The following is a 20,378-nucleotide window of genomic DNA, read 5'->3' on the forward strand; positions in this document are numbered from 1 at the left end:
CGCGGCCGCCGTCCCGCCGCCGAGCGAGGCGGGCAGCACGACCTCGACGCGGCGGCCGTCCACCTCGACGACGACGCGGCGGCGGGGCTCGTCCGGCGACGCCTCGTCGGACGAGGCCCCGGAGGGGGTCCACGCCGGCACCTGGTTGTCGAACTCGGTCTCGATCCAGCGGGTGTGCACCGTGAACGGCGCGGCCGGGTCGACCGGGGCGAACGCCGGGTCGGAGACGACGGCCCGGTGGAACGGCAGGACGGTCGGCAGGCCCTCGACGACGAACTCGGCCAGGGCCCGGCGGGAGCGCTGCAGCGCCTGCTCCCGCGAGGCGCCGGTGACGACGAGCTTGGCGAGCATGGAGTCGAAGCCGCCGCCGACGACGCTGCCGGCCTCGACCCCGGAGTCCAGCCGGACGCCCGGGCCGGACGGCGGGGAGAACACGTCGACCGGTCCCGGCTGGGGCAGGAAGCCGCGGCCGGCGTCCTCGCCGTTGATGCGGAACTCGATGGAGTGCCCGCGGACCACGGGGTCGTCGTAGCCGAGCGGCTCGCCGGCCGCGACCCGCAGCTGCTCACGGACCAGGTCGATGCCCGTGACCTCCTCGGACACGCAGTGCTCGACCTGCAGGCGGGTGTTGACCTCGAGGAAGCTGATCGTGCCGTCCTGGCCGACGAGGAACTCGCAGGTCCCGGCGCCGACGTAGCCGGCCTCGCGGAGGATCGCCTTGGACGAGGAGTACAGCTGCTCGACCTGGGCGTCGGTGAGGAACGGTGCCGGCGCCTCCTCGACGAGCTTCTGGTGCCGGCGCTGCAGCGAGCAGTCGCGCGTGGACACCACGACGACGCCGCCGTGCGCGTCGGCCAGGCACTGGGTCTCCACGTGGCGGGGCCGGTCGAGGTAGCGCTCGACGAAGCACTCGCCGCGCCCGAACGCGCCGACCGCCTCGCGGGTGGCCGACTCGAACAGCTCGGGCACCTCCTCCAGGGTGCGGGCGACCTTGAGGCCGCGACCGCCGCCGCCGAAGGCCGCCTTGATCGCCACGGGCAGGCCGTGCTCGCGCGCGAAGGCGAGGACCTCGTCGGCGTCCGCGACCGGGTCGGCCGTGCCGGCGACGAGCGGGGCGCCCGCGCGCGCGGCGATGTGCCGGGCGGACACCTTGTCGCCGAGGTCGCGGATCGCCTGCGGCGGGGGACCGATCCACACCAGCCCGGCGTCGATGACGGCCTGCGCGAAGTCGGCGTTCTCGGCGAGGAAGCCGTAGCCGGGGTGCACGGCGTCGGCGCCGGCACGCTCCGCCACCGCGAGGAGCTTGCCGATGTCGAGGTACGTCTCGGCCGACGTGGACCCGCCCAGGGCGAAGGCCTCGTCGGCGGCGCGGACGTGCAGCGCACCGGCGTCGGGGTCGGCGTACACCGCGACCGAGCGCAGCCCGGCGTCGGCGCAGGCTCGCGCGACCCGCACGGCGATCTCGCCGCGGTTGGCGATGAGGATTTTCGTCAGCGTCGACATCGCGGGCGAGCCTAGACCCCGGCGCCCGCGGCACCGCCCCGCGTCGGGTTGTGCTCCGCGGCGTGCCGGGCCAGTGTGCTCCCCGCAGGGTACGGACCGGGACGAAGCAGTCTCGGTGCGCACCTGGTCCCCACCCCGGGGCCGTCCGTGCCCCGGGGTGCCCGAACAGCGGCTTGGCTGGAGGCGGCATGGCTCGACGTCCTGCACGAGGTGGGGGAGCGCGGCGCCCGCGGGCACGGCGGCTGGCCGCGGTGGGCGCGCTGGGCGTCGCGGCGACGGTGGTCGCCGCCTGCGGCGGCGGAGAGACCTCCGGTGCACCCGAGCTCACCTGGTACATCAACAACGCCGTCCAGGTGGAGATCGCCGACGCCTGCAACGAGGAGGCGGAGGGCGCCTACGTCCTCAAGACGTCGCTGCTGCCCAACTCGGCCGCGCCGCAGCGCGAGCAGCTGCTGCGCCGCCTCGCCGCCGGTGACACCACGGTCGACCTGCTGAGCCTGGACCCGCCGTTCATGGCGGAGTTCGCCAACGCGGGCTTCCTCCGGCCCTTCACCGCCGAGGAGCAGGAGGAGCTGTCGCAGGGGGTGCTGGAGGGCCCGCTCGAGCAGTCCCTGTACGAGGACACGATGTTCTCGGCGCCGTTCTACGGCAACACCCAGCTGCTCTGGTACAAGAAGTCGGTCGCCGAGGAGGCAGGCCTCGACCCGGCCGCCGCACCGGTCACGTGGGACCAGGTGATCGAGGCCGCCGAGCAGACGGGCACCACCGTCGGGGTCCAGGGCCGGCGCAACGAGAGCCTCATGGTGTGGGTCAACGCCCTGGTCTCCTCCGCCGGCGGCTCGATCCTCGCCGAGGACAGCCAGGGTGCGGCCGCCGAGGACGTCGAGTCGGCGCTGGACAGCGAGGCCGGCGCCGAGGCCGCGCGGATCATGAGCACGATCGCCAACTCTGACATCGCCCCCGCCGGGCTCAGCACCGCGGGGGAGGAGGAGTCGCGCGCGGCCTTCCAGGCCGACGACGGCGGGTTCATGGTCAACTGGCCGTACGTCTGGACCGCCTTCGAGGCCGCCGAGGCGGCCGGGGCCGTCGAGGAGGGCTTCCGCGACGACATCGCCTGGGCCCGCTACCCGCAGGTGGTCGAGGGCGAGGCCAGCGCCACCCCCCTCGGCGGCATCGGCGTGAGCATCGGCGCCTACACCGAGCACGAGGAGGCGGCGCTGGAGGCGGTGCGCTGCGTGCGCAGCCCCGAGCGGCAGAAGCAGAACATGCTCACCGCCGGGGAGCCCGCGGCGTCGGCGGAGGTCTACGACGACCCCGAGGTGCAGGAGGCGTTCCCGATGTACGAGGCGATCCGCGAGGGCCTCACCGACGCCGCCCCGCGGCCGATCAGCCCGTACTACGGCGACGTCACGGGCGTCGTCCAGCAGGGGTACCACCCGCCGGACGCGCTCGACGAGCAGACCACCCCGGCGCGGACCGCCGACTTCCTCGAGGCCGTGCTCGACGGCTCCCGGATGCTGTGACGACGTGGTGAGGAAGGGGAAGCCATGAGCACCACCGTCCCCGCTGCGGCGGGAGAGGTCCGGGCGGAGGCCGACCGCCAGGACGCCCCGGCAGCGGCCCCCGCCCGACGGCAGAGGATGACCGACCGGGCCCGCAAGGAGCGCAACCTCGGCTGGCTCCTGGCCGGCCCGGCGTTCGTCGTCATGCTGTCGGTGACGGCCTACCCGATCGCCAACGCGGTCTGGTACTCGCTGTTCGACTTCCGGCTCACCGACCCCGACGGGCGGAGCTTCGTCGGCCTCGGCAACTACGCGACGATCCTGTCCGACGTCCTGTTCTGGCGGCAGTTCGGCGTGACGGCGGCCATCACGGTGGTGACCGTGGCCGTCGAGTTCGTGCTCGGCTTCGCGCTCGCGCTGGTCATGCACCGCGCGCTGTTCCTGCGCAAGTCCGTCCGCACGGCGATCCTCGTGCCGTACGGGATCATCACCGTCGTCTCCGCCTATGCCTGGCAGTACGCCTTCACGCCGGCCTACGGGTTCGTCAACCCGCTGTTCGGCAGCGACCTGGACTGGTTCGGCGAGACCGTGCCGAGCCTGGTCGTCATCTGCCTGTCGGAGATCTGGAAGACGACGCCGTTCATGTCGCTGCTGCTGCTGGCCGGCCTGGCGCAGATCCCCAGCACGTACATCGAGGCGGCCAAGGTCGACGGCGCCACCGCCTGGCAGCGCTTCCGCAAGGTGGTCGTGCCGAACATGAAGGGCGCCATCATGGTCGCCCTGCTGTTCCGCACCCTCGACGCGTTCCGCATCTTCGACAACGTCTTCGTCATGACGCAGGGCGCCAACGGCACCGAGACGCTGTCGTTCCTGGCCTACCGGCAGACGATCACGCGGGTGATGATCGGCCTCGGGTCGGCGGTCAGCGTCATCCTCGCCGTGCTCGTCGTGCTCATCGCGTTCCTGTTCATCAAGGGCTTCAAGGTCAACCTCGCCGAGCAGAGGGGTGCGTGATGTCGGCAGGGCGCAAGGGGCAGGTCTGGTGGATCGTCGGGGCCGTCCTCATCATCGTGTACGCGCTGGTCCCGGTGGCGTGGATCGTCTCGCTGTCGTTCAAGGCGGGCGACGACATCACCAACAGGAAGTTCTGGCCCACCGAGTGGTCGTTCGAGAACTACCTCATCGTGTTCCGCTCGGACCTGTTCACCACCGCGCTGCGCAACTCGGTCGGCATCTCGCTCATCGCCACCACGATCTCCGTGGTGCTGGCGATGTTCGCGGCCTACGCGGTGGCCCGGCTGGAGTTCCCCGGCAAGAAGCTGCTGCTCAGCCTCGCCCTGGCGATCACGATCTTCCCGATCATCGCCATCGCCACCCCGCTGTTCAACCTGTGGCGGACGGTCGGGCTGTACGACACCTGGCTCGGCCTCATCATCCCGTACCTGTCCTTCTCGCTGCCGCTGTCGGTGTACGTGCTGTCGGCGTTCTTCCGCGAGATCCCGTGGGAGATGGAGCAGGCCGCGCAGGTGGACGGCGCCACGCCGCTGCAGGCGTTCCGCAAGGTCATCGTCCCGCTGGCGGCGCCCGGGGTGTTCACCGCGGCGATCCTCACGTTCTTCGCCATCTGGAACGACTTCATCTTCGGGATCACGCTCACCTCGTCGGAGGCCGCGCGCCCGGTCCCGGCCGCGCTCGCGTTCTTCTCCGGCGCCAGCCAGTTCTCCCAGCCCACCGCCCCCATCGCGGCAGCCTCGGTCATCGTGACGATCCCCGTCGTGGTCCTGGTGCTGCTCTTCCAGCAGAAGATCGTCGCGGGACTCACCAACGGCGCCGTCAAGGGCTGAGCGCCCCGGCCCAGCAGAAGGAGACACCGATGGCTGCCATCGAGATGAAGAACATCGTCAAGAAGTACGCCGACGGCTTCCCGGCCGTGAACGACGTGAGCATCGACATCGCCGACGGGGAGTTCCTCATCCTCGTCGGGCCGTCCGGCTGCGGGAAGTCGACCCTGCTGCGGATGATCGTCGGCCTGGAGGACATCACCGAGGGCGACATGGTCATCGGCGGGAAGCGGGTCAACGACAAGGCGCCGCGCGACCGCAACCTGTCGATGGTGTTCCAGAACTACGCGCTCTACCCGCACCTCACCGTCTACGAGAACATGGCGTTCCCGCTGCGGCTGTCCAAGACCCCCGACACGGAGGTCGACGAGCGGGTCCGGGACGCCTCGGCGCTGCTGGAGCTCGACGAGCACCTCGACCGCAAGCCCGCCAACCTGTCCGGCGGCCAGCGCCAGCGCGTCGCCATGGGCCGGGCCATCGTCCGCAGCGCCGACGCGTTCCTGTTCGACGAGCCGCTGTCCAACCTCGACGCCAAGCTGCGCGGGCAGATGCGCACGGAGATCGCCCGGCTGCAGCGCCGGCTCGGTATCACCACCGTCTACGTCACCCACGACCAGACCGAGGCGATGACCCTGGGCGACCGGGTCGCCGTCCTCAAGAAGGGCGTGCTCCAGCAGATCGCCTCGCCGCGGGAGCTGTACGAGCAGCCCGTCAACCTGTTCGTCGCCGGGTTCATCGGCTCCCCGCCGATGAACTTCGTCCCGGCGCAGGTGGACGGGGACCGCCTGCAGACCCCGCTCGGCCCGATCGCCCTGACGACCGACCGGCAGCGCGAGGCCGCCCGCGGTAAGGACGTGCTGCTCATGGGCGTCCGGCCCGAGGCGTTCGAGGACGCCAAGCTCGTCGACGACGACAAGCGCGCCAAGGGCGACGTCTTCACCGCGCAGGTCGACGTCACGGAGTGGCTGGGCAACGAGCAGTACGCCTACATCCCGTTCGACGCCTCCGCCGAGGTGAGCAGCCAGCTCAAGGAGCTGTCCCGCGAGCTCGACAGCGACCAGCTCCGCACCCAGCTCATCATCGCCATCGACTCCACGAGCCGGGTGCGCGGCGGCCGCGAGGCCGACATCTGGGTGGACACCCGCAAGATGCACCTGTTCGACCCGACGACCGGCGAGAACCTCACCCGCGACGCCGACGCGGGCGCCCGGATCACCGCCGAGGCGGAGGAGGAGCGCCGCGAGGAGATGGAGGACGCCCGCCAGCAGCCGCTGGGGGAGGCCCCGCACCTCGGTGGCGAGCAGGGCGACGGCCGGGGCGCGGCCGGCGGCCGTGACGTCGACGTCCGCGACGGGGCGCGCGGCGGGGCCAGGGAGGGCGCGCACCGGGTCTGACCCGCTCCGCGCCACGGCCCTCCGGACTCCTCCGGAGGGCCGGGTCAGCCCCCGGCGATCGCGACGAGGGCGGCCCGGTGGCGGTCGAAGGCGGCCCGTCCGGCCGGCGTGCCCCTGACCCAGGTCCGCGTGCGGCGGCCCTCGGCGACCTTGTCCACCTCGAGGTGGCCCGCCTCCTCCAGCGCGGTCAGCTGCCTGCTCAGCACGGAGTCGCTCACCTGGAGCTCGTCGCGCAGGTAGGCGAAGGCCACCTTCTCCGCCGCCAGGACGACGGCGAGCAGCGAGAAGCGGACGCCGTGCAGCAGGAGGGGGTCCAGGTCGTGCCGGGGGTGCCTCCCGGTGGCGGCCGGCCCTGCCTGCTCTGCCGGTGCTCCCGGTGCGTGGGCCGCCCGTGGTCCTGGCCTCATCGCAGGGAGCGCCGCAGCCGGACGGCCGACAGGACGAGGGGCAGCGGGACGACGACCGCGGCGGCGAACCAGCCCTGGACGGGGAGGTCGGCGGTGGTGCCGACGGCCAGCGCGAGCGCGTACAGCACACCCGTCCCCACCCAGCCCGGGACGTAGGCCCGCCCTCGCAGCTCGCCCTGGACGGGCCGGCGCGTCGCCCAGACGACCATGCCGACCATGAAGCAGGCCCACGCGGGCACCAGGACCAGCATCCAGGTGACCGCCGCCCGCGGGCTGTCCGGTCCCAGGCCCAGCAGGAGCGTCATCACCCCGAAGCCCGCACCGAAGACAAGCATGTAGCGGGCGTACCAGCCGCCCGCCTGCCGGGCGCGCGCCCCGAGGGCGTCGGCGCCGGCGACGGCGCTGCGGGCCGCCGCGGCGTCGGGGACGGTCGGGGTGGTCGGAGTGGGGGAGGGCGTGGGGGAGGGCGTCGTCATGGCGACACCCTGGCACATGCTTTCCAGTCTGGAAAGCGCGTGCCGTCCTCAGCGGTCGAGCAGCGCGAGCGCCTGCCGGGCGATCTCGCCCTCCTCGTCGGTGGGGACGACCAGGACGGCGGCGGCGCTGCCCTCGGGGCTCACCACGCTGACCGCTGCCCCGCGGTCGACGGCACCGTTGCGGACCTCGTCGACCGCGCAGCCGAGGACGCCGAGCCCGCCGGCGACCGAGGCCCGCATCCGGGCGTCGTTCTCGCCGACCCCGCCGGTGAGGACGAGGGCGTCCAGGCCGCCGAGCGCGACGGCGTAGGCCCCGACGTAGGACCGGATCCGGTAGGCGTACACCTCCAGGGCGAGCACCGCGTCGGCGTCGCCGCCGTCCGCGGCCCGGCGGACGTCCCGCAGGTCGCCGCTGCCGGCGAGCCCCAGCAGGCCCGAGGCGCGGTTGAGCTGCTCCTCCACGTGCGCGCCGCCCAGGCCGGCCACCCGCGCCAGGTGCCCGGCGAGGGCGGGGTCGACGTCCCCCGAGCGGGTCCCCATGACCAGCCCCGCCAACGGCGTGAGCCCCATGGAGGTGTCGACGCTGCGCCCGCCGAGGACCGCGCACGCGCTCGCGCCGTTGCCCAGGTGGAGCACGACGACGCGCGAGGCAGCGGGGTCCACGCCGCGCTCGCGCTCCAGCCAGGCGGCCGCCGTGCGGGACACGTAGGCGTGGGAGGTGCCGTGGAAGCCGTAGCGTCGCACGCCGTGCTCCTCGCGCCAGGCCCGCGGCACGGCGTAGGTGCGGGCGACCGGCGGCAGGTCGGCGTGGAAGGCGGTGTCGAACACCGCGACGTGCGGCACGCCGGCGAAGCGCGCCAGGGCGGCCCGCATCCCGGCCAGGTTGACGGGGTTGTGCAGCGGCGCCAGCACCGACAGCCGGTCGACCTCGGCCAGCACGTCGTCGTCGACGAGCACCGGCCCGGAGAAGCTCTCGCCGCCGTGGACGACGCGGTGCCCGACCGCCCGCAGGTCCTCGGCCACGTCCGGCCCGTGCTCGTCGAACGCCGCGGCCACCGCCGCCATCGCCTCGGTGTGGTCCCCGGCCCGCACGTCGGACGACGTCTCCCGGGCGTCCGGGCCGGAGCCGACGACGTGCGTGAGCCGGGCCTGGGCGGTGCCGACCCGCTCGACGAGGCCGCGCGCGAGCACGGCGGCCGGGCCGTGGGCGCTGCCCGCACCGCCCGCATCGCCCGCATCGCCCGCATCGCCCGCATCGCCCGCGCCGGTGCCACCGGGCTCGACGAGGGCGTACTTGACCGACGAGGAGCCGGCGTTGACGACGAGGACGCTCACGCGGCGCCGTCCGTGCCCTCGGCGCCGGCCTCTCGACCGGCCTGCGCGGCCCGGGTGGCGGCGAGCGTCTGCGCCTGCACCGCGGTGACGGCCACGGTGGTGGCGATGTCGTCGACGGTCGCCCCGCGGGACAGGTCGTTGACCGGCTTGTTGAGCCCTTGCAGCACCGGTCCGACCGCCGTCGCGCCGGCGCTGCGCTGCACCGCCTTGTACGTGTTGTTGCCGGTGTTGAGGTCGGGGAAGACGAGCACCGTCGCGCGCCCGGCCACCTCGGAGCCGGGCAGCTTGGTGGCCGCGACGGCGGGGTCGACGGCCGCGTCGTACTGCAGCGGGCCCTCGACGAGCAGGTCGGGCCGGCGCTCGCGGACCAGGGCGGTGGCCTCGCGCACCCGGTCGACGTCCGCGCCGGAGCCGGACGTGCCCGTGGAGTACGACAGCATCGCCACCCGCGGCTCGACGCCGAACGCCGCGGCGGTCCCCGCGGCGGAGACCGCGATGTCGGCGAGCTGGCGGGCGTCCGGGCTGGGCACGACGGCGCAGTCGCCGTACACGAGCACCCGGTCCGGCAGCAGCATGAAGAACACGCTGGACACCACCGACACGTCCGGGGCGGTCCGGATGATCTCGAAGGCCGGCCGTACGGTGTGGGCGGTGGTGTGCACCGCGCCGGACACCATCCCGTCCGCCTCGCCGAGGTGGACCATGAGCGTGCCGAAGTACGACACGTCCGCGACCGTGTCGTGGGCCATGGCCGGGGTGACGCCGCGGTGGGCGCGGAGCCGGGCGTACTCCTCGGCGTAGGCCTCCCGCCGCGGGTCGGTCGCGGGGTCGACCACCTCGGCGCCGGTGACGTCGACGCCGGCGGTCGAGGCCGCCGCCAGGACCTCGTCCGGGGCGCCGAGGAGCACCAGGTCGGCCACGCCGCGGCGCAGCACGGCGGCCGCGGCGCGCAGCACGCGCGGCTCCGTGCCCTCCGGCAGCACGATGCGGCGGCGGTCCGACCGGGCCCGCTCGAACAGGTCGTGGGTGAACATCACCGGCGTGACGATGTCCGTGGGGGCCAGGGCCAGCCGGTCCAGCCAGGCCTCGGCGGGCACGTGCTCGGCGGCCAGGTGCAGCGCCGCCTCGATCTTGCGGGACGAGCGCGCCCGCATCCGGCCGCGCAGCCCGGCCGCGACGGTCGCCACCTCGAACGTCGACCCCGGCGCGACCACGACGGGCGGCGAGGGCGTGAAGCCGGCGACGAGCCGCGCGACGACAGGGTCGGGCTCGAACCCGCCCGTGAGCACCAGCCCCGACGGGGTGGGGAAGGTGTCCGCGTGCGCGGCGGCCAGGGTGCCCACGAGCACGTCGGAGCGGTCCCCGGGCACGATGACGACCGCCTGGTCGACGAGCCGCTCGAGCATGTGCGGCAGCGTCATGGCCGCGACCATGACGTCGACCGCGGCCCGGTCCAGGTCGTCGTCGGACCCGCTCACCAGCCGCGCCCCGACCGCGTCGGCGATCTGGCGCAGGGTGGGGGCGGCGAGCAGGGGCAGCTCGGGCACGACCGCGGTCGGGACGTCGAGCCCCCGGGCGGTGACGACGTCGGCCACGACGGCGCGGAGGTCGTCGACGGTGCCGACGCCCACCCGGTTGGCGACGACGCCGATGACCGGGGTGTGGCGGGCGAGCAGGCTGTCCAGGGCGTGCTCGGTGGCCGCGCGCACGTCCTCCACCGACCGCTCCCCGTCGCGGTCGCGGCCGCTGACGACCGCGACGACGGGGGCGGCCAGGTCCTGGGCGAGGTCGATGTTCGTGGCGAGCTCGCTCGCGGCGCCCACGTCGGTGAAGTCGCTGCCGACGACGAGGACGGCGTCGTGCCGGTCGGCCAGGGCCCGGAACCGGGCGACGACCGTGGCGCGGGTCGCGGCGGAGTCGGCGTGGTTCTCGTCGTAGGTGACGCCGACGCAGTCCTGCGGGTCGGGCCGGGCGCCCTCCGGCAGCCGCGAGAGCAGCAGGTCGACGAGGAAGTCGTCGCCCCCGTCGCGGGTCACGGGACGGAACACCGCGGGGCGCGGCACCCGACGGGCCATCGCCTCGAACAGGGCCAGCGCCAGCGCCGACTTGCCGCTGTCCGCCTCGGTCGACAGGAGGAACAGGGCGCTGCTCATGGGCCCACGCTAGCCACGACCTCCCTCGCCCGCCCCTGCTCGGCCCGCGCGGATACCCTGCCCCCGGAACGGCCACCACCCCTCGGCCGTCCAGGAGGAGCGACCGATGACGTTCGCGCTGGAAGACCACCACGAGGACCTGAGAGCAGTCGTCCGGGACTTCGCCGCGGCGGAGATCGCGCCGCACATCGCGAAGTGGGACGAGACCCACCACTTCCCGGCCCACCTCGTCCCCCAGATGGGCGAGCTGGGCCTGTTCGGCCTCGTCGTGCCCGAGGAGCACGGCGGCGCGGGCGGCGACTTCACGAGCCTGTGCGTCGCCATCGAGGAGCTCGGCTACGTCGACCAGTCGGCCGGCATCACGCTGAGCGCCGGGGTCGGCCTGGGCATCAACCCGATCCTCACCTACGGCACGGACGCCCAGCGCGAGCGCTGGCTCCCCGACCTGGTCGCCGGCCGCGCGCTCGCCGCGTTCGGCCTCACCGAGCCCGACGCCGGCTCCGACGCCGGGGCCACCCGCACCCGCGCCGAGCTGGTCGACGGGGAGTGGGTCCTCGACGGGGCCAAGAGCTACATCACGAACTCCGGCACGGAGCTGACCAGCGTCGTCACGGTCACGGCCCGCACCGGGACCCGGGCGGACGGCAGCCCCGAGATCAGCGCCATCACCGTCCCCGCCGGCACCGACGGCTTCGTCGTCGAGCAGCCCTACCGCAAGCTCGGCTGGAACTCCTCCGACACCCACGGCCTGTCCTTCTCCGGCGTGCGGGTGCCCGAGGACTCGCTGCTCGGGCAGCGCGGCCACGGGTTCGGGCAGTTCCTCGCCATCCTCGACGACGGCCGGATCGCCATCTCGGCGCTCGCGCTCGGCTCGGCCCGGGCCTGCCTGGACCTGGCGACGGGGTACGCGAAGACCCGGACCGCCTTCGGGGCGCCGATCGGGCGCAACCAGGGCATCGCCTTCCCGCTCGCGGACCTGTCCGTCGCGGTCGAGGCCGGCCACCTGCTCACCTACCGCGCGGCCTGGCTCAAGGACGAGCAGACCGCCGGGCGCGCGACCGCCGCCCAGGTCAAGGCGGCGGCCGCCAAGGCCAAGCTGCACACCTCGACCGTGGCGATGGACGCGGCCCGGCTGGCCACGCAGGTCTACGGCGGGGCGGGCTTCATGGAGGAGTACCCGGTCGCCCGGTTCTACCGGGACGCCAAGATCCTCGAGATCGGCGAGGGCACCTCCGAGGTGCAGCGCCTGGTGCTGGCGCGCGGGCTCGGCCTGCCGGTGGCATGAGCGGCGCCCCGCCGAGCAGCTTCCCGGACTGGCTGGACCAGGCGCAGGCGGCCACCGCCGCACCCGACGAGAAGGGTCGGGCGCGGCTCGCGGCGGCCGGCAAGCTCGCCGTCCGCGAGCGCGTCGACCTGCTGCTGGACGCGGGCTCGTTCGTCGAGGACGGCCGGCTGGCCAACGCGGTGACCACGGTCGCCGACGTCGCGGCCGGCGGGTCCGGCCTGCCCGCCGACGGCGTGGTCACCGGCCGCGGCACCGTCGACGGCCGTCCCGTCGTCGTGGTCGCCAACGACCCCACGGTCAAGGCGGGCTCCTGGGGCGCCCGGACCGTGGAGAAGATGGTGCGGGCCACCGAGACGGCGCTGCGCGAGGAGCTGCCGGTCGTCTGGCTCGTCGACTCCGCCGGTGCCCGGATCACCGACCAGGTCGAGCTGTTCCCGGGCCGTCGCGGGGCGGGCCGGATCTTCCACAACCAGGTGGCGCTGTCGGGCCGGGTGCCGCAGGTGTGCTGCCTGTTCGGCCCGTCCGCGGCGGGCGGGGCGTACGTGCCGTCGTTCTGCGACATCGTCGTCATGGTCGAGGGGAACGCGAGCATGTACCTGGGCTCGCCGCGGATGGCCGAGATGGTCGTGGGGGAGCGGGTCGACCTGGAGCAGATGGGCGGGGCGCGGATGCACTGCACCGTGTCCGGCTGCGGCGACCTGCTCGCGGTCGACGACGCCGACGCCATCGAGCAGGCGCGGCTGTACCTGTCGTACCTGCCCCGCACCTGGCGCGAGGACCCGCCGGTCTACGAGGCCGAGCCGCCCGAGCGCCCGCTGCGGACCGGGGACGTGCCGGCCCGGGAGTCCGAGCCGTTCGACGTGCACGACGTCGTCGAGCGCCTCGTCGACGCCATGAGCTTCTTCGAGATCAAGCCGCTGTTCGCGCCGGAGCTGGTCGTCGGGTTCGCCCGGCTCGAGGGCCGCACCGTCGGCATCGTCGCCAACAACTCCGCCGTCCGGGGCGGGGTGCTGTTCGTCGACAGCGCCGACAAGGCGGCCCGGTTCATCACGCTGTGCGACGCGTTCAACGTGCCGCTGGTGTACCTGGCCGACGTGCCGGGGTTCATGATCGGCAGCGAGGTCGAGCGGGCGGGGATCATCCGCCACGGCGCCAAGATGGTCGCCGCCGTGTCCGAGGCCACCGTGCCGCAGGTGTCCGTCGTCCTCCGCAAGGCCTACGGCGCCGGGCTGTACGCCATGGCCGGCCCCGGGTTCGCCCCGCACGCGTGCGTCGCGCTGCCCACGGCCGCCATCGCCGTCATGGGTCCCGAGGCCGCGGTCAACGCCGTCTACGCCAACCGGATCGCCGCGATCGACGACCCGGGGGAGCGGGAGGCCTTCGTCGCCGCGCGGCGGGCGGAGTACCTGGAGGACGTCGACCTGCGCCGGCTCGCCTCCGACCTGGTCGTCGACGCGGTCGTCGAGCCCGAGGACCTGCGCGAGGACCTGGTCCGGCGCCTGGCCTACGCCTCGCGCACCCGCCGGGAGTTCTCCGACCGGCGCCACGGGGTCTGGCCGGTCTAGCGCGCCCCCGGGGGTGACCCGGCCCTGGGTGCGCCTGCGCGGGTGCCGGGCGACCCTATGCTGCCCCTGCACGTGGCGCCCCCGGGGCGCCGGCGCCCCCGGGCGACAGGACGAGAGGGGGTCGCAGGTGCCCGAGCAGACGGCGCGGCCGGGATGGCAGCGACCCAGCATCTACGACGTCGCGAAGTCCGCCGGCGTCTCGCACATGACGGTGTCGCGGGTCCTCAACGGCCACAGCAACATCCGCGAGTCGACCCGCGACCGGGTCCTCAAGGCCATCGAGGAGACCAACTACACGCGCAACTCCATCGCGCGGGCCCTGGCGACGCGGCGGGCCATGCGCATCGGGGTGCTCGTCGACGGGCCGCTGCAGTACGGCCCGAACAGCACCCTGCGCGCCCTCGAGGGCGCGGCGCGCACCGTGGGCTACACCGTGAGCGCCGTGACGGTCGACGACGACCCGTCGGAGGCCGACGCCGGCGTGGCCGAGCTCGTCATGCAGGGCGTCGAGGCGCTCTGCGTCATCGCCCCCCGGCAGTCCTCGCTGGACCTCCTCCGTCGCCGCAGCACCGGGCTGCCGACCGTCATCATCAAGGCCGAGCCCGAGTCCGGGATGCACACCCTCGCGGTGGACCAGCGCGCCGGCGCGGAGATCGCCGTGCAGCACCTCATCGACCTGGGCCACCGCTCTGTCGGCCACCTCGCCGGACCGCTCGACTGGTACGACGCGCGCGAGCGGCAGCAGGGCTGGCACGACGCGCTCGAGCAGGCGGGCCTGCCGGCCCCCGAGCCCGTGGTCGGCGACTGGACGTCCGACCGGGGCCACGCCCTCGCCCGCGCCGGCGCGCTCGACGGGGTCACCGCGGTGCTCGCCGGCAACGACCAGATGGCGCTCGGGCTCGTGCACGGGCTCACGGAGCGGGGCGTGCGCGTGCCGGAGGACGTGAGCGTCGTCGGCTTCGACGACGTCCCGGACGCCCGGCACTTCCTGCCGCCGCTGACGACCGTCCGGCAGGACTTCGCCGCCCTCGGGGAGCTCACCCTCCGGCGCATCATCATGGCGATCGAGGACGAGGACGTGGCCCAGCACGAGGTCATCCAGCCCCGGCTCGTGGTGCGGTCCTCGACCGCCCCGCCGCCCGCCTGAGACACCCGGCCGACCGCCGCGGACGCGCTGCGCCAGGTCTTGTTTCCGCTAACACCTTGTGGTTAGCATCCCACCAGCGCGTCAGGTCCAACGGCGGATCCCCATGACATCGAGGTCGGGCGCGCAGAGACGACGTGACGGCCGGAGAGACCGGTCGAGCGCTGCTGATGGCTCGGACACGTCCGACCGAGAAGTGGAGACACACGACATGGCAACACGAGGTCTGTTCGTCCGTGCCCTGGCCGGCGCCACCGGTGCCGCCCTGCTGACGGGCGTCGCGGGTGCCGCCCTGGCCGAGCCGGTGGACGGTGACGACGTCCGCGTCGACGTCGAGATCGACGCGGTCGAGCCCGCCGGGGCCCTGACGATGAGCGTCGCGGCCGACTCCACCACGCTGGCCGAGGTCGCCTCCGGCGACCCCGCCGTGCGGCAGTTCGACGGCGCCCTGCCCACCGTCACCGTCACCGACGACCGCGGCGAGGTCCCCGCCGGCCAGTTCTGGTACGTCACCGGCCAGTCGTCGGCGTTCGAGGGCGAGGGCCTCACCAGCCTGCCCGCCGGGCACCTCGGGTGGCGCCCCAACCTCATCACCGAGGGCGACGGCGAGGTCGCTGCGGGCGAGGAGGTCGTCACCGTCCTCGACGACCCGACCACCGGGTCCGGCGCCACCGCCAACAACGTCGGCCTCGTCGGCGAGGAGCTCCTCGCCCTCGCGCTGGACTCCACCGAGGCCAGCGCCCAGGGCACCTGGCAGGCCGACGCGGACCTGTTCCTCAAGACCCCGGCCGACGTCGCGCCCGGCAGCTACTCCGCGACCCTCACCCTCACCCTCTGGGAGGATGAGTACTGACCGGTCGACGACCGCTCGACAGCCTCCCCCGGTCGGGGCGGCGGGCCACCGCCGCCCCGACCCGCACGTCTGGACCTCCTGTGCCGCTGCCCGTCCGTCGCCCCCTCAGCCGTGTGCTGACGGCCCTGCTCCTCGGTGGCCTCGTCGCCGCCCCGGCCTCCGCCGCCCCGGCCCCCGAGCCCTCGGCCGCGGCGACCCCGCCGCCGGTGCGGTGGGCGGTCACCCCGGCCGACGAGGACGGGCCCGACGGCCGGACCGCGGCCGAGCACACCCTCGACCCGGGCGAGCGCGTCGAGGACCGCTTCGCCGTGCGCAACCTGGGGCCGGAGGAGGTCACCTTCCGGCTCGCCGCCGCCGACGGCTTCACCACCCGGACCGGCCGTTTCGACATCCTCCCGTCCGACCAGGAGTCCGTCGCTGCCGGCACGTGGGTCGAGCTGCCCCCGGAGGTCACCGTCGCGCCCGGTGGCACCGAGGTGGTCGGCTTCGCGGTGGCCGTGCCCGAGGACGCCGAGCCGGGCGACCACACGGCCGGCATCACCGCCTCGGTCCTGTCGGTGCAGTCGGCCGAGGACGGCACCAGCGTCGGCGTCGAGAGCCGCGTCGGGTTCCGGCTGCTCACCCGCGTCACCGGCGACATCACCCCCTCGGCGGGCGTGCGCGCGGTCTCCGGGTCCTACGACCTGTCGTGGAACGCGTTCCGCCCCGGCGGCATGACCGTCACCTTCGACGTCGTCGACGACGGCAACACCCGGCTGCTGGCCGAGGGCAGCGTGAGCGCGGGCGGCGGCGACGTCGCCTTCCCCGGGCCGGGGGAGCAGCAGGAGCTCCTGCCCGGCGACACCCGGTCGCTGCGCGCCGAGGTCGACGGCGTCTGGCCGACCTTACTCGTGCCCGTCGACGTCACCCTGGCCCCCACCGTCGTCACCGTCGACGGCGAGGCGCCCACCCTGGAGCCGGTCGTGCAGCGGACGTGGGTGTGGGCCGTGCCGTGGCCGCAGCTCGCTCTCCTGCTCGGCCTCCTGCTCGTGGTGGCGGCCCTGGCCCAGGGGCGCCGGCGCTCCCGCCGCCGGCTGGCCGCGCTGCTCGAGGACGCCCGCGAGCAGGGCCGGCAGCAGGCCGGCACCTCCGCGCCGTAGACCTGAGCCGCCCCCGCCGCGCAGGCCGACGAGCCGTCTGCCGGTTGTCCGGCGGGCTGTCCGCCGTACCCAGGGGACGGGCGCAGCAGCGGTGTATCGATCGAACGGTGAGCATCCTTGACACTCCGTGAAGGGCGCTCATAAGGTCGCTGCACCGCCGGTGTTTCCGCTAACAACGGCATGGCGCCCCAGTGCCGGGTCGCCGGTCACGGCTGCGCGACGGTGCCTGTCCGCCCCCACGACGTGGTGGGCCGTCACCCTCGCAGCCCCCACGAGAGGTGTGCCCTGCATGCGAACCCATCTGTCCCGGCTGACGGCCGCGGTCGCCGGCGTGGTCACGGGCGCCCTGCTCCTGACCACGGGCGCCGCGTCCGCGCAGACCGCGGTCGCGCCCGCCGACCTGCTCCTGCACTACGACTTCGAGACCGCGGGCGTCGTCCGCGACGTGTCGGGCAACGGTCGCGACGGCGTGGTCCGCGGCACCGGCGCCACGGTGGCCGGCGGCGTCCTCACGCTGCCCGGTGGTGCCAGCGGCTCCGGCGCCGGCTACGTCGAGATCCCCCGCGGGACCTTCGACGGGCGCGACACGCTGACCATCAGCACGTGGCTGCGCAACGAGACCCCGAGCGGGAACTACGCCGCCCTGTTCTTCGGGTCGGCCACGAACCCGCCGTCGCAGTACTACATCCTCAACCCGCGCAACCCCGCCGGCCGGGTCAAGTCGGTCGTCACCGACGGGGCAAGCACCACCGCACCGTGGGGCACCGAGGCCGGGATCAGCCCCACCACCGCCTCGCGCGGCGTCGAGGGACCGCTCACCGGCACCGGCTGGACCCTGCACACCGCCGTCATCCAGCCGGGCTCGATCACCGGCTACGTCGACGGCCAGCTGGTCGGCACGGTCCCGACCACGCGCACCGTGAGCCAGTTCGGCACCGGCCTGGTGTCCTACATCGGCCGCTCGAGCTACCCGGACGTGTTCTACCGCGGCTCCGTCGACGACCTCGTCGTCGCCGGCCGGGCCCTCAGCGCCTCCGAGGTCGCCGCGGAGTACTGGGCGAGCCCCCGCTCCGAGGCCGCCGCGCAGGCCGCCCTGGCCGCGGACGCCGCCGCGCTCACCGTCCCCGCGCAGACCATCACCGACCTCCGGCTCCCCACCGCGGGCGCACGGGGCTCGGCCGTCACCTGGTCCAGCAGCGACCCGGCGCGCGTCGCCGGCGACGGCACCGTCACCCGCCCCGCCCGGGGCCAGGCGGACGCCACGGTCACCCTCACCGCGACCCTCGCCCTCGGCGGCCGCTCGACGACGAAGGCCTTCACGGTCACCGTGCTAAGCGAGGACCCCGAGCGTGACCTGCGCACCGCGGCCGACGCCTTCGAGCTCGGCATCACCGTCGTCGCGGACGACATCACCCTGCCCACCACGACCGCCGACGGCACCGCGGACATCGCCTGGACGAGCGAGCCCGCGGGCGTCGTCGCCGCCGACGGCACCGTCACCCGGCCCGCCGCGGACACCGACGTCGTGCTCCGCGCCCGCTTCACCGCCGCCGGCGCGCCCGGCGTCACCGTGGACAAGGAGTACCGGGTCCGGGTCCTCGCCGCGGTCGGCGGCTACCTCGCCTCCTACATCACAGCCGGCGACACCCCGCGCACGGACGTGCTGCACCTCGCGCACTCCGTCGACGGGACGAGCTGGACGGCGCTCAACAACGGCAAGGGCGTCCTGTACCCCCGCTTCGACACGGGGTCCTCGAAGTTCGGCCACCCCACCCTGTTCCGCCACCCCGACGGCAGCTTCGGCATGGTCGCCACCGACGACGGCGCCAGCGGCCGGGTGTTCGTCTACGACGGCACGGACCTCATCACCTGGACGAACCCGCGGTTCGTCCTCACCAACACCCAGGGCATCCGGGTCGCGCGCGCCGACGTCGGCTACGACAACGTCGCGCAGCAGTACCGGCTCGTGCTCACCGCGACCACCGGCACGACCTACCTCGTCACCACGCCGGACCTCGTCACCTTCTCCGAGCCGGTCGTCACCGACCCGGTCACGCGCACCGTCCCGACCGGCCTGCCTGCCGGGGCCCTCGAGGCCAGCACGATCGGCGTCACCGCGCAGGAGCACGCCGCCGTCGTCGCCAAGCTCGGCCGCATCGTCAACACCGGCGTGAGCGACGTCGAGGACGTCACCGTGCAGCCCGGCGAGAGCGTCGGGCTGCCCGAGCGCGTGGAGCTGTCGTACTCCGACGGGTCCACCAAAGAGCTCGGCGTCGAGTGGGACACGTCTGGCGTCGACCTGGCCACGCCCGGCAGCTACGAGGTCACCGGCACGGTGCAGCAGCCGGTCTACGGCGACGAGGACGGCATCCTCGTCCGCGAGCGCGCCGACCCGTGGGTGCTGCGCGACGACGAGCGGACCGGCAGCACGGAGTACTACCTGACGGGCTCGTACCCCACGACGCAGCAGAGCCCGGGCGTCGGCTACGACCGGCTGGTCCTGCGGCGCGCCGGCAGCATCGACGGCCTGACCACCGCGCAGGAGACCGTCCTGCTCTGGGCCGGCAACGCCGCGGCCCCCGACACCTCCAACGGCTCGAAGATCTCGACCCAGCACTTCCGGTACTTCTGGGCTCCCGAGTTCCACCGCATCGGCGGCGACTGGTACATCTTCTTCACCTCGGGCCGCTCACGGACCGACGTGTGGGGCATCCGGCCGGCGATCATCCGGTGCGACGGGGCCGGCGACCCGATGGACCCGGGCTGCTGGCAGGAGCTCGGGTACATGCAGGCCGCCCCGGGGGACACCGCCGCGTTCACGAACTTCTCCCTCGACATGACCTACGTCGAGGCCGACGGCAAGCACTACGTCGTCTGGGCCGAGAAGCCCGGCACGTCCGACCTGCGGATGGCCGAGATCGACCCGTCGAACCCCCGGCAGCTGACCAGCCGCTCGATGCTGCTGTCGACGCCCGACTTCGCCTGGGAGCGCAGCGGCGGCAACGTCATCAACGAGGGCGCCGCGGTCGTCATGAGCGAGGACGAGGTGTTCGTCTTCTTCTCCGCGGCCTCGGTCGACGAGAACTACAGCATCGGCGTCGTCCGGGCCCGCCGCGGCTCGGACCTCATGGACCCCGCCAGCTGGACCAAGCTGGGGTACCCGCTGCTCACCACCGACGACTTCGGCGGGGCGCAGATGGGGCCGGGCCACAACTCGTTCACCCTCGACGAGGACGGCAACCCCGTGATCGTCTACCACGCCCGGCCGCCGCGCGCGGAGTGGCCGGCCGGTGCCGACGGCGGTCTCAACGACCCCAGCCGGCACGCCCGGGTCAAGACGGTGCACTTCGCCGCCGACGGCCTCGCGGTCCTCAACCAGACCCGCGAGGAGGAGCTCGCCCCCCGGTTCCGCACGGTGACCACCACGGTCACCGTCGTCGGGCCCGAGGAGCCGGCCGGTCCGGAGCTCTCCGTCGAGGCGGGGACCCGCTGCGTCGCCGGGAAGGTCGTCCAGACCGTCCGCGTCGGCACCACCTCCGACGTCCCCGTCACCGCGGCCGTCACCTCGTCCTGGGGCACGCGGTCGATGACCGTCGCCGCGGACAGCGCCACCTCGCTCACCGTGGGCACCCGGGCGGGCGCCGTGCCCGCCGGCGAGGTGAGCGTCACGGGGACGGCCGACGGGGCCAGCCGCACCGTCGTGGCCGCCTACGCGGCACGCAGCTGCGGCTGAGCGGCGAGCGCCCGGGCACGGGTGGGGGCCGGCGGGCGACGACCGCCC

The 20,378-nt window shown here is 74.2% G+C and carries 15 protein-coding genes; 10 read left to right on the forward strand and 5 right to left on the reverse strand.

Annotated features, from left to right (window positions below):
• A partial coding sequence (locus WCS02_RS07085; protein WP_340291412.1) for an acetyl-CoA carboxylase biotin carboxylase subunit occupies window positions 1-1,503 on the reverse strand: 1,503 nt, incomplete at its 3' end.
• Window positions 1,504-1,754: 251 nt separating this feature from the next.
• Here WCS02_RS07085 and WCS02_RS07090 point away from each other — a divergent pair.
• From WCS02_RS07090 to WCS02_RS07105, 4 genes are read left to right on the forward strand one after another with little or no spacing between them, the layout of a single operon-like run.
• The gene (locus WCS02_RS07090) at window positions 1,755-3,026 is read left to right on the forward strand and encodes an extracellular solute-binding protein (RefSeq protein ID WP_340291414.1); all 1,272 of its coding nucleotides are present in this window, start codon (window positions 1,755-1,757) and stop codon (window positions 3,024-3,026) included.
• 24 nt (window positions 3,027-3,050) lie between these two features.
• Entirely contained in the window at window positions 3,051-4,019 is a 969-nt protein-coding gene (locus WCS02_RS07095; protein WP_376983964.1) for a carbohydrate ABC transporter permease, read from the forward strand.
• On the forward strand, window positions 4,019-4,849 hold the full coding sequence (locus tag WCS02_RS07100; protein ID WP_340291416.1) for a carbohydrate ABC transporter permease: 831 nt from the start codon (window positions 4,019-4,021) through the stop codon (window positions 4,847-4,849). The genes WCS02_RS07095 and WCS02_RS07100 overlap by 1 nt, the downstream gene beginning before the upstream one ends.
• 29 nt (window positions 4,850-4,878) lie before the next feature.
• Window positions 4,879-6,240, forward strand: coding sequence for an ABC transporter ATP-binding protein (locus WCS02_RS07105; protein WP_340291418.1), 1,362 nt, complete (start codon window positions 4,879-4,881; stop codon window positions 6,238-6,240).
• 44 nt (window positions 6,241-6,284) lie between these two features.
• On the opposite strand, the gene WCS02_RS07110 is transcribed toward WCS02_RS07105, so the two are convergent.
• The 4 genes from WCS02_RS07110 to pta are packed head-to-tail and all read right to left on the reverse strand — an operon-like array spanning window position 6,285 to window position 10,611.
• Complete coding sequence (locus tag WCS02_RS07110; protein ID WP_340291420.1) at window positions 6,285-6,647, reverse strand: winged helix-turn-helix domain-containing protein; 363 nt, start codon at window positions 6,645-6,647, stop codon at window positions 6,285-6,287.
• Window positions 6,644-7,123, reverse strand: a complete 480-nt coding sequence (locus WCS02_RS07115; protein ID WP_340291422.1) for a hypothetical protein — start codon at window positions 7,121-7,123, stop codon at window positions 6,644-6,646. The genes WCS02_RS07110 and WCS02_RS07115 overlap by 4 nt, the downstream gene beginning before the upstream one ends.
• 48 nt (window positions 7,124-7,171) lie before the next feature.
• Window positions 7,172-8,458 (reverse strand): acetate/propionate family kinase, encoded by a 1,287-nt coding sequence (locus WCS02_RS07120; RefSeq protein ID WP_340291424.1) that lies wholly within the window; start codon window positions 8,456-8,458, stop codon window positions 7,172-7,174.
• Window positions 8,455-10,611, reverse strand: coding sequence for a phosphate acetyltransferase (gene pta, locus WCS02_RS07125; protein WP_340291426.1), 2,157 nt, complete (start codon window positions 10,609-10,611; stop codon window positions 8,455-8,457). The genes WCS02_RS07120 and pta overlap by 4 nt, the downstream gene beginning before the upstream one ends.
• A gap of 106 nt (window positions 10,612-10,717) precedes the next feature.
• Between pta and WCS02_RS07130 the strand changes: the two genes are divergently transcribed.
• The 6 genes from WCS02_RS07130 (at window position 10,718) to WCS02_RS07155 (ending at window position 20,330) form a co-directional block, all read left to right on the forward strand.
• Complete coding sequence (locus WCS02_RS07130; RefSeq protein ID WP_340291428.1) at window positions 10,718-11,896, forward strand: acyl-CoA dehydrogenase family protein; 1,179 nt, start codon at window positions 10,718-10,720, stop codon at window positions 11,894-11,896.
• Entirely contained in the window at window positions 11,893-13,461 is a 1,569-nt protein-coding gene (locus tag WCS02_RS07135) for an acyl-CoA carboxylase subunit beta (protein ID WP_340291430.1), read from the forward strand. Before WCS02_RS07130 ends, WCS02_RS07135 begins: the two co-directional genes overlap by 4 nt.
• A gap of 127 nt (window positions 13,462-13,588) precedes the next feature.
• Complete coding sequence (locus WCS02_RS07140; RefSeq protein WP_340291432.1) at window positions 13,589-14,608, forward strand: LacI family DNA-binding transcriptional regulator; 1,020 nt, start codon at window positions 13,589-13,591, stop codon at window positions 14,606-14,608.
• A gap of 208 nt (window positions 14,609-14,816) precedes the next feature.
• Window positions 14,817-15,458, forward strand: coding sequence for a hypothetical protein (locus tag WCS02_RS07145; RefSeq protein ID WP_340291434.1), 642 nt, complete (start codon window positions 14,817-14,819; stop codon window positions 15,456-15,458).
• A gap of 113 nt (window positions 15,459-15,571) precedes the next feature.
• Window positions 15,572-16,597 (forward strand): hypothetical protein, encoded by a 1,026-nt coding sequence (locus WCS02_RS07150; RefSeq protein WP_340291436.1) that lies wholly within the window; start codon window positions 15,572-15,574, stop codon window positions 16,595-16,597.
• A 289-nt stretch (window positions 16,598-16,886) separates the two neighbouring features.
• Window positions 16,887-20,330, forward strand: a complete 3,444-nt coding sequence (locus WCS02_RS07155) for an immunoglobulin-like domain-containing protein (protein WP_340291438.1) — start codon at window positions 16,887-16,889, stop codon at window positions 20,328-20,330.
• Window positions 20,331-20,378: the final 48 nt, after the last annotated feature.

Origin of the sequence: Aquipuribacter hungaricus, assembly GCF_037860755.1 — a bacterium.
In the GTDB taxonomy this organism is placed as follows: domain Bacteria; phylum Actinomycetota; class Actinomycetes; order Actinomycetales; family JBBAYJ01; genus Aquipuribacter; species Aquipuribacter hungaricus.